This is a genomic window from Phycicoccus sp. Soil803, assembly GCF_001429685.1.
Classification (GTDB): domain Bacteria; phylum Actinomycetota; class Actinomycetes; order Actinomycetales; family Dermatophilaceae; genus Pedococcus.
The window spans coordinates 3137622-3146769 of the sequence record NZ_LMST01000001.1 but is presented as its reverse complement, the minus strand read 5'-3'; the positions used below and the strand labels follow the sequence as shown (position 1 = coordinate 3146769).

Here is a 9148-nt window from a genome sequence, read left to right as displayed (position 1 = left end):
GAAGAAGGCGGCTCCGGCCAAGAAGGCGGCTCCCGCGAAGAAGGCGGCACCGGCCAAGAAGGCCGCGACGAAGCGCGCGGCCAAGAAGGCCTGAGCCACACCAGCCCCATCACGGAGGCCGGCACCCAGATGGGTGTCGGCCTCCGTCACATGGCGGGAGGGCGGGGTGGGATGCTTGGGCCATGGCAGACATCCTCACCGTGAATGGCGGCGTACCGCTGGTCGGAGACCTCGAGGTCAGGGGTGCCAAGAACCTGGTCTCCAAGGCGATGGTCGCCGCCTTGCTCGCGGAGGGGCCATGCCGGCTCCGGGGGGTCCCGGAGATCTCCGACGTCAAGATCGTGTCGGGGCTGCTCGAGCTCCACGGCGTCAAGATCGACTCCACTGACCGTGACGGCGAGCTGCTGCTCGACCCGACCAACGTCGAGCAGGCGCACGTGGCCGACATCGACGCCCACGCCGGCTCCTCCCGCGTGCCCGTGCTGCTGTGCGGCCCGCTGCTGCACCGCCTCGGTGAGGCGTTCATCCCCGACCTCGGTGGGTGCCGCATCGGTGAGCGCCCGATCAACTACCACCTCGACGTCCTGCGCCAGTTCGGCGCCGACGTGCAGAAGCGTCCCGAGGGACTACGCCTCACTGCGCCCAACGGGCTGAAGGGCACGCGCATCAAGCTGCCGTACCCGTCCGTCGGCACGACCGAACAGGTGCTGCTGACGGCGGTGCGCGCCCAGGGGGTCACCGAGCTGCGCAACGCCGCCGTCGAGCCGGAGATCCTCGACCTCATCGCCGTGCTGCAGAAGATGGGCGCGATCATCAGTGTGGAGACCGACCGGGTCATCAAGATCGACGGTGTCGACAGTCTCGGGGGCTACGACCACCTGTCCATCCCGGACCGCATCGAGGCCGGCTCATGGGCGTGCGCGGCGCTGGCGACCAAGGGCGACATCTACGTCCGGGGCGCCCAGCAGCAGGCGATGATGCCGTTCCTCAACGTCTTCCGGAAGATCGGTGGCGACTTCGACATCGACGACGAGGGCATCCGCTTCTGGCACGCCGGTGGCACCCTCAACTCGCTCGTGCTCGAGACCGACGTCCACCCCGGTTTCATGACCGACTGGCAGCAACCCCTGGTCGTGGCCCTGACCCAGACCAGTGGTCTGTCGATCGTCCACGAGACGGTCTACGAGAACCGACTGGGGTTCACGGAGGCACTGGGGGAGATGGGCGCGGTCGTCCAGCTCTACAAGGAGTGCCTGGGTGGTTCACCGTGCCGGTTCGGCCGGGCCAACTTCCGCCACAGCGCGGTCATCTCGGGTCCGACGCCCCTCAAGGGTGCCGAGATCACCGTCCCCGACCTGCGCGGTGGCTTCAGCTACCTCATCGCCGCACTGGCCGCCGAGGGACAGTCCAAGGTGCACGGCATCGAGCTGATCTACCGGGGCTACGAGCGGTTCTCCGACAAGCTCGACGGCCTGGGAGCCGACTACGAGGTCGGCTGAGCCCGCCTCACGACGTCGTCCGCCCGGCCGCCTCGCCGAGAGTCAGCCGATGGTCTGGTCGTCGCCGATCCCGACGATCCACAGGCGGTCGACCGTCGTGCCCTCACCCAGGTCGATGCTGAGGCGCTGGCCGACCCGCAGGTGGCGCAGCGCACTGGCCGCGAACACCGCGGAGCTGAAGCTGACCTCGCGCCCGTCGTCGAGCAGCGCGGAGCCGCCGCCGGTCGACTCGTCGAAGGTGTGCACGCTCGCCTGCATGGGCGGCAGCGTATCCGGCGTGGCGCCCAGCACGCCCGCCGTGGCGGCGTCGACCCCGAGCGCGAGGGCGGCGCGCAGGGCCCGGTCGTCGTCGACATCGGTCCGCAGCCGGGGGAGGTCGAGTGGGAGCCGGTCGTGCCCCGCCGCCTCGTGCCTGGCGGCCGAGCCGTGGCCGAAGGACGGGACGAGGTCGGCCCCGTCGAGGGCGGTCAACAGGACCGTGCCGGTGCCCGAGGCGTCCGGGACCACCGCGCGGGGGTGCTGGGACGCTGCGGCCAGCGCTGCCACCAGGTCGGTGGGGCGCAGGGACGGCAGGTCGCCGAGCAACACCGCCACCGGGGCGTGCGCGGACCGCGCCAGGGCGGCGTCGCGGCCCGCACGGACGGCGGCGTCGAGACCTGCGCCGGGGTCCGGCACGACCAGTGCACCCAGAGCGCGCGCGACCCCGCGCACCCGCTCGTCGGAGGTCACGACGAGGACCCGGCCGGACGGCATACCGGCGCAGCAGGCGGTGAGGCAGTCGGTCGCGAGGGCGAGGGCGAGGTCCTCGCGTCCGACCCCGGCCGGAGGGTGCAGGCGCGACTTCGCGGTCGCCCCGCCCTTGACGGGGACGACGAGGTGCCAGTCGACGGGAGAGGTCATCGAGACGATCGTCGCAGTGCTGGCGCGCTTGCTCGACACCGACCCCGGGAGCCGCGAGGATGCTCACTCACACGCTCCCGTCGATATGGAGGACACGTGACCGCCCGCGGTGCACGAGCTCTGCCCTTCGCCTACCGGTTCGTGGTGGCGATCCTGCGTCCCGTGCTCATGGTGGTCACCAAGCGCGACTGGCGCGGCGCCGAGAACCTGCCAGCCACCGGTGGGTTCGTCGTGGCGCCCAACCACCTGTCCTACGTCGACCCGCTGGCTTTCGCCCACTTCCTCGTCGACCACGACCACCCGCCCTTCTTCCTCGGCAAGGAAGGCGTCTTCCGCGTCCCCGTCGTCGGCGCCATCCTCCGTGGCGCCGAGCAGATCCCGGTCTACCGCAACACCGGCCAGGCCGCGGACGCCTTCAGGGCCGCCGTCGCCGCGGTGGAGAGCGGCAAGTGCGTCGCGGTCTATCCCGAGGGCACGCTCACCCGCGACCCCGACATCTGGCCGATGGTCGGCAAGACCGGAGCCGCGCGGATCGCGTTGGCGACTCGCTGCCCCGTGATCCCGGTCGCCCAGTGGGGGCCGCAGGAGCTGCTCGCACCCTACGGGAAGCGGCTGCGGCTGTTCCCACGCAAGACGATGCGGGTCAGCGCCGGTCCGGCCGTCGACCTCAGCGACCTCTACGACGAGCCCGTGACGGGTGCCCTGCTGCGTCAGGCGACCGACCGCATCATGGCGGCGATCACGGCCGAGCTCGAGACCATCCGCGGCGCCAAGGCCCCGGCCGAGCGCTTCGACTCACGCAAGCACGGACTGCCCGAGACCGGGAACTTCCACCGCACGCAAGGAGATGGCGCATGACGACGGCTGCGGTGTTCGGGACGGGCAGCTGGGGCACGGCGTATGCCGCGGTGCTGGCTGACAGCGGCACGACCGTGCGCATGTGGGGGCGCCGACAGGCGGTGGTCGACCAGATCAACGCGGGGAGCAACGAGGACTACCTCCCCGGCATCCCACTGCCTACGGGCATCTCGGCCACGACCGACCCCGCCGAGGCAGCCGAGGGCGCCGACATCATCGTCCTCGCCGTGCCCTCCCAGACCCTGCGGGCCAACCTCGCCGACTGGGGTGGGGTGCTGCCCCGCAACGCCGCGATCGTGTCGCTGATGAAGGGCGTCGAGCTCGGCACCACGAAGCGGATGAGCGAGGTGATCGCCGAGGCGGGCGGAGTCGAGCCCCGGCGGATCGTCGTCGTGTCGGGCCCCAACCTGGCCAAGGAGATCGCCCTCAAGCAGCCGGCCGCGAGCGTGGTCGCGTGCATCGACGAGGCGGTCGCAGGCATGGTCGCCGAGGCCTCGAACCCGCCCTACTTCCGGCCCTACACCACGACCGACGTCGTCGGCGCCGAGCTCAGCGGCGCCGTGAAGAACGTCATCGCGCTGGCGGTGGGCATGGCCGAAGGGCTGGGTATGGGCGACAACTCCAAGGCCTCGATCATCACCCGCGGTCTCGCCGAGACGTCCCGCCTGGGCATGGCGCTCGGAGCCGACCCGGTGACGTTCTCGGGACTGGCCGGGGTCGGCGACCTCATCGCCACCTGCATGTCGCCGCTCTCGCGCAACCGCACCTTCGGGCTCAACCTCGGTCGCGGGATGGGGGTCGAGGAGGTGGTGGCGGTCACGAAGCAGACGGCTGAAGGCGTGAAGTCGTGCGAGTCGATCCTGCAGCTCGCCCACGACCACGGCGTCGACGTGCCGATCATCGAGCAGGTGGCGGCGGTCGTGCACGACGGTCGGCGGGCCGAGGACGTCGTCGGCGCGCTGATGGGACGGGCACTCAAGAACGAGGCGAAGTAGAGCAGTCAGGGGTCTGTTGTGAAGCTGCTTCTCACGTCCGGGGGCGTCACCAACGACAGCATCCGTGCTGCCCTGGTCGACCTGTTGGGCAAGCCGATCTCGGAGTCCAACGCGCTCTGCATCCCCACCGCCCAGTGGGGGCACCCGATGTGTGGGCCGACCTCGGTCCGTGGCTTCGTCAGCGGGCTGCCTCCGTGGGGCGGCATGTCCACGCTGGGGTGGAGGTCACTGGGTGTGCTCGAGCTCACCGCCCTGCCCAGCATCGGCGAGGAGCGCTGGGTCCCGTGGGTCAGAGACGCCGACGTCCTGCTGGTGGACGGCGGCGATGCCACCTACCTGTGTCACTGGATGCGGCAGTCCGGACTGGCCGACCTCCTGCCGTCACTGCCCGACCTGGTCTGGGTGGGAGTGAGCGCCGGCAGCATGGTCATGACCCCCAGGATCGGCGACTACTTCGTGGAGTGGCCGTCCGCCCCGGACGACCGGACGCTGGGGGTCGTCGACTTCTCGATCTTCCCGCACCTGGACGTCTTTCCCACCAACACCCTGCCCAAGGCAGAGGCGTGGGCAGAGGGCATCCCGGGTCCCTCCTACGCCATCGACGACCAGACGGCCATCACGGTGGTCGACGGCACCGTCGAGGTCGTCAGCGAGGGCGACTGGAAGCTACTCACCCAGGGATGATGACGCCCCGTTGCGTAGGGTCTCCGCGCCCCGAAAGTCAACGTTGGGGAGAGCAACCAATTCCTCTTGCATCGAGGGAGTCGGTGCGAGTCTCCGGAAACGCCTCCTTGACCCGGTCAGACCTGCTGGGCCAAACCGACGACATGACCCTGCGGGTCTGCGATCAGGGCGAACGACACTCCGGGAACGCTGACCGGCTCCTGGACGACGCGTCCGCCGAGGCGAGTCGTCTCGGCGATGGCCGCGGCCATGTCATCGACGCCGACGAAGAACGTGACCAGGTCGCCGTCGCCCTGGAGCGGGCTGATCGCGGTGTACAGCGCGCCGGGCACCCCTGTCTCGACAAAGGTGTAGCCGGGGAAGGCTCCTTCGGTGGGGTAGGTCCAGCCGAACAGCTCCCCGAAGAAGGCCCTTGTTGCGTCAGGGTCGCCCGAACGGATCTCGGCGTGCACGATGGGATGGCTCATGATGACCTCCGGTTGGGCGAGGCCACCGGGCGTGGCCTTCACCCAGATGACGTTCGAGCCCGCCCCGAATCGACAGCCGTCAGGTGGCGTCCGCGCCGTCCCTGAGGGCGCGGTCGAGGTCGCGCCACAGGTCCTCCACGTCCTCGATGCCGACGGACAGGCGCAGCAAGGCGTCGGGGACGGTGGCCGGCTCCGCAGGGTGGCGGCGACGACGTTCGATCTGCGACTCGACCCCTCCGAGGCTGGTCGAGTGGGTCCACAGCTCGGTTGCCGCAGCGACGCGCTCGGCGCCGGCTGCGCCGCCCGGCACCTCGATGGCGATGATCGCCCCGAACCCGGGGTAGCGCGTCCTCTCGACCGCCGGGTGGGCGGCCAGGCGCTCGGCGAGCACTCGGGCGTTGGCAGTGGCGCGTTCGATGCGGACGTGCAGGGTGCGCAGGCCACGCAGGGCCAGCCAGGTCTCCATCGGCCCGGCGATGGCGCCGTGCAGCAGTCGGGCGGTGGACAGCCGGTCGGCGAGCTCGCGACCGGCGTCCGTCGAGGGGGTGACGAGCGCACCGAGGATGACGTCGGAGTGGCCGGAGAGGTACTTGGTCACGGAGTGCAGCACGACGTCGACGCCGTCGCTGAGAGGCTGCTGAACCAGCGGTGTGGCAAAGGTGTTGTCGCACACCGTCAGGGCGCCGGCCTGACGCGCCATGGCGGCGAGCGCGCGGATGTCTGAGACCTCCAGCATGGGGTTGGTGGGGGACTCGACCCAGAGCATCGCCGCCCCCTGCAGCGCCTCGCGGACCTGCTCCTGGTCGGTGGGGTCGACGCGACGGACCGCCACCGCCCCGGTGGACGCGAGCTGGTCGAGCAGTGCGGTCGTGCCGTTGTAGGCGTGCGCCGGGACCACGACGGCCCCGCCGTGCGGCACCAGGGTGAGGGCGGCCGAGACGGCAGCCATCCCCGATGAGAAGACCTGGGCGTCGCCGCCCTCGAGGCCGCCGAGCGCCTCCTCGAACGCCGTCCAGGTGGGGTTGCCCCCGCGCGCGTAGTTGACCGGGCCGTCGGCGAGGTAGGTCGACGTGAACTCGAGGGGCGCGTTGACTCCGGCACCCGGCATACGGGGCTGGCGCCCGAGGGCGACGACGCGGGAGGCGGGGGACAGCTGCTCGTGGCTCACGTCGCCAGCGTAGGCGGGTGGCCGTGCGTGCCGTCGGGCTGCCCGACGAATGGGCGGGATACGCTCATCCGCGATGAGCACTGACCAGCCCACGCCCTCCAAGCCTCGCGTCGCCATCGTCTTCGGCGGCCGCTCCTCGGAGCACGCCGTGTCGTGCGCCACCGCCGCGGGGGTGATGCGAGCGATCGACCGCGACGCCTACGACGTGATCCCGATCGGGATCTCGCGCGACGGTCACTGGGTGCTCGCCGACGGCGACCTGCGGTCGCTCGAGCTGACGTCGGACAGCACGCCCGAGGTCGCGTCGGACGGGGCTGCCGTCGTGGTGCCGCTCGCCACCACCGACCGCACGCTGACGACGCTCGAGCCGCAGCAGATCCCCGAGTCGCTCGGGGAGGTGGACGTCGTCTTTCCGTTGCTGCACGGGCCTTTTGGGGAGGATGGCACCATCCAGGGCATGTTCGAGATGGCCGACATCCGCTACGTCGGGTCGGGGGTCTTCGCGTCGGCTGCTGGGATGGACAAGCACTACATGAAGGTCCTGTTTGCGGGGGCCGGCCTCCCGGTCGGCCCGTATGTCGTGATCACCGACTCCCAGTGGCGGCGCGACAAGGCGGCAGCGATGGACGCGGTCGGCGCGCTCGACTACCCGGTGTTCGTCAAGCCGTCACGAGCCGGCTCGAGCATGGGGATCTCGCGGGTGTCGGCTCCCGAGGCGTTGGAGGCGGCGATCGAGTTCGCCCGCGAGCACGACCGCAAGGTCATCGTGGAGCAGGGCATCGTCGGTCGTGAGATCGAGTGCGCCGTCCTCCAGGGCCGCGGCACCGATGCACCCCGCGTCTCGCACGTCGGGGAGATCGAGGTGACGGCCGAGGGCGGTCACGAGTTCTACGACTTCGAGGCCAAGTACCTCGACGACGGCGCGGTCCTGTCCTGCCCCGCCAACGTGCCGGACTCGATCTCGGCCGAGGTTCAGCGGCTGGCGGGCGAGGCGTTCGAGGCGCTCGGTTGTGAGGGCTTGGCACGGGTCGACTGCTTCTACACCGACACCGGCGACGTCGTCATCAACGAGATCAACACGATGCCCGGCTTCACCCCGCACTCGATGTATCCCCAGATGTGGGAGGCGACCGGGCTGCCCTACCCGCAGCTGATCGACGAGCTGATCCAGCTCGCCCTCACCCGGCCGGTCGGGCTGCGCTGAGTCGCGGGGGAGGGCGCCGCGCGGTTTGGTGTGATGCGCTCGAGTCGCCCTGACCCGGGGAGGTTCCGGACGCCGAACGTCCTGGATCCCGGGTAGTTTGCCGGCATGTCCGACTTCACGATCAAGGCGCTCACGCCGGAGACGTTCGACGACTTCGCCGCTCTGGTCGAGCGGAACAAGGGCATGTTCGCCAACTGCTGGTGCACGTGGTTCCACCCCGAGGACCGCGATCCTGACAGCACCACCGAGGACAACCGGGCGTTCAAGAAGCGCCGCGTCGACGAGGGGATCGCGCACGCTGCTCTGGTCTACGACGGCGACCTCGCCATCGCCTGGGCGGAGTACGGGACACCCGAGGAGCTGCCCGGCATCCACCACCGCAAGGAGTACCTCGCCACGGCCGAGCGGCTGCCCGACTACCGGGTCACCTGCATCCAGGTCGAGAAGGCGCATCGCGGCAAGGGACTGGCGTCGGTCGCCCTGCGCGGGGCCGTCGAGCTGATCGCGCAGGCCGGAGGCGGCGTGGTCGAGGGCTACCCGCACGACACCGGCGGGGTGCGGAAGAAGAACTCGTCGTTCCTCTACAACGGCACCCGCACGATGTACGAGCGGGAGGGCTTCACCTACGACCGGCCCAAGGGCCTGGGCAACTGCGTGATGGTGCGCGAGGTGGCCCCGAGCACTCCCGACTGACCGCACTCATCCGCCGCAGTCCGCGCGTGAGGGTCATCGGGCGCTCTCCAGTCGTCGACGCACCACGCGCCGACGCAGGGTGGGTGACGCCACGACCTCGTAACCCGCCTCGAGGAAGACCTGCAGCAGTCCCACCGACGCCTCGTCCCAGATCACGGTCTTGCCCGGTGGCGGCTCGATCGGGTAGCCCTCCAGGACGCGGGCCCCGACCTGCTCGCCGTACTCGACCGTGGCGGTGGCCAGCTCGTAGGTCAGGCCCGACTGGCGCCAGCCCTTGCGCACCACGAAACAGGTGACCGACCAGACACCCTCGAGCTCGGGATCCATCCGCATCCACGGCTGCTTTCGACTCCACAGCCTGGGGTAGTTCTCCCGCGGCTCGACGGCGACCCATCCGGCCGCTTCGCCGTCGACGTACCCGATGAGCCCAGAGGTCGGTCCCGCGGTGCCGCAGGCAGTCTGTTCGATAAGGGCGTTGTCCCTCTGCTCCTGGGTCGTGTCACGCCAGATCCAGCCCGGCACCTTCATGGCCTGGCAGCGGCACTTGCTGGCACCCCCAGTGGCGAACACCGCCTCGACGTCCTCGCCCGTTGCCTGGTTGGCCGGCAGCCACGTGAACTCGGGCATGTGCTTCTCCCATCTCAAGCAGCTGTCGGTAGGTCTGCCCGCGATGGTGTCAG

Annotated in this window: 10 protein-coding genes; 6 read left to right on the top strand and 4 right to left on the bottom strand. The window is 70.3% G+C overall.

Going from position 1 to position 9148, the window contains the following annotated elements; genetic code table 11:
* Positions 1-182 precede the first annotated feature (182 nt).
* The gene (gene murA / locus ASG95_RS14540) at positions 183-1499 is read left to right on the top strand and encodes a UDP-N-acetylglucosamine 1-carboxyvinyltransferase (RefSeq protein WP_057377918.1); all 1317 of its coding nucleotides are present in this window, start codon (positions 183-185) and stop codon (positions 1497-1499) included.
* A gap of 42 nt (positions 1500-1541) precedes the next feature.
* On the opposite strand, the gene cofC is transcribed toward murA, so the two are convergent.
* Complete coding sequence (gene cofC, locus ASG95_RS14535) at positions 1542-2399, bottom strand: 2-phospho-L-lactate guanylyltransferase (RefSeq protein WP_082593238.1); 858 nt, start codon at positions 2397-2399, stop codon at positions 1542-1544.
* Positions 2400-2495: 96 nt separating this feature from the next.
* Between cofC and ASG95_RS14530 the strand changes: the two genes are divergently transcribed.
* Genes ASG95_RS14530 through ASG95_RS14520 form a run of 3 tightly spaced genes read left to right on the top strand, consistent with a single transcriptional unit; the run spans position 2496 to position 4936 of the window.
* Complete coding sequence (locus tag ASG95_RS14530) at positions 2496-3257, top strand: 1-acyl-sn-glycerol-3-phosphate acyltransferase (protein ID WP_057377916.1); 762 nt, start codon at positions 2496-2498, stop codon at positions 3255-3257.
* Entirely contained in the window at positions 3254-4252 is a 999-nt protein-coding gene (locus ASG95_RS14525) for an NAD(P)H-dependent glycerol-3-phosphate dehydrogenase (RefSeq protein WP_056922495.1), read from the top strand. The genes ASG95_RS14530 and ASG95_RS14525 overlap by 4 nt, the downstream gene beginning before the upstream one ends.
* Before the next feature lie 18 nt (positions 4253-4270).
* A complete protein-coding gene (locus tag ASG95_RS14520) occupies positions 4271-4936 on the top strand; it encodes a Type 1 glutamine amidotransferase-like domain-containing protein (RefSeq protein ID WP_057377915.1) in 666 nt (221 codons plus the stop codon).
* Between the two features lie 116 nt (positions 4937-5052).
* Here ASG95_RS14520 and ASG95_RS14515 read toward each other — a convergent pair whose 3' ends face one another.
* Complete coding sequence (locus tag ASG95_RS14515) at positions 5053-5403, bottom strand: VOC family protein (protein ID WP_157582107.1); 351 nt, start codon at positions 5401-5403, stop codon at positions 5053-5055.
* 79 nt (positions 5404-5482) lie between these two features.
* Entirely contained in the window at positions 5483-6571 is a 1089-nt protein-coding gene (locus ASG95_RS14510) for a PLP-dependent aspartate aminotransferase family protein (protein ID WP_057377913.1), read from the bottom strand.
* A gap of 73 nt (positions 6572-6644) precedes the next feature.
* On the opposite strand from ASG95_RS14510, the gene ASG95_RS14505 reads away from it, so the two are divergent.
* Together ASG95_RS14505 and ASG95_RS14500 are read left to right on the top strand one after the other, a co-directional pair.
* A complete protein-coding gene (locus tag ASG95_RS14505) occupies positions 6645-7775 on the top strand; it encodes a D-alanine--D-alanine ligase family protein (RefSeq protein ID WP_057377912.1) in 1131 nt (376 codons plus the stop codon).
* Between the two features lie 105 nt (positions 7776-7880).
* A complete protein-coding gene (locus tag ASG95_RS14500) occupies positions 7881-8468 on the top strand; it encodes a hypothetical protein (protein WP_057377911.1) in 588 nt (195 codons plus the stop codon).
* A gap of 33 nt (positions 8469-8501) precedes the next feature.
* On the opposite strand, the gene ASG95_RS14495 is transcribed toward ASG95_RS14500, so the two are convergent.
* Positions 8502-9095: a hypothetical protein gene (locus ASG95_RS14495; protein WP_057377910.1), complete on the bottom strand. Its 594-nt coding sequence runs from the start codon at positions 9093-9095 to the stop codon at positions 8502-8504.
* Positions 9096-9148 lie beyond the last annotated feature (53 nt).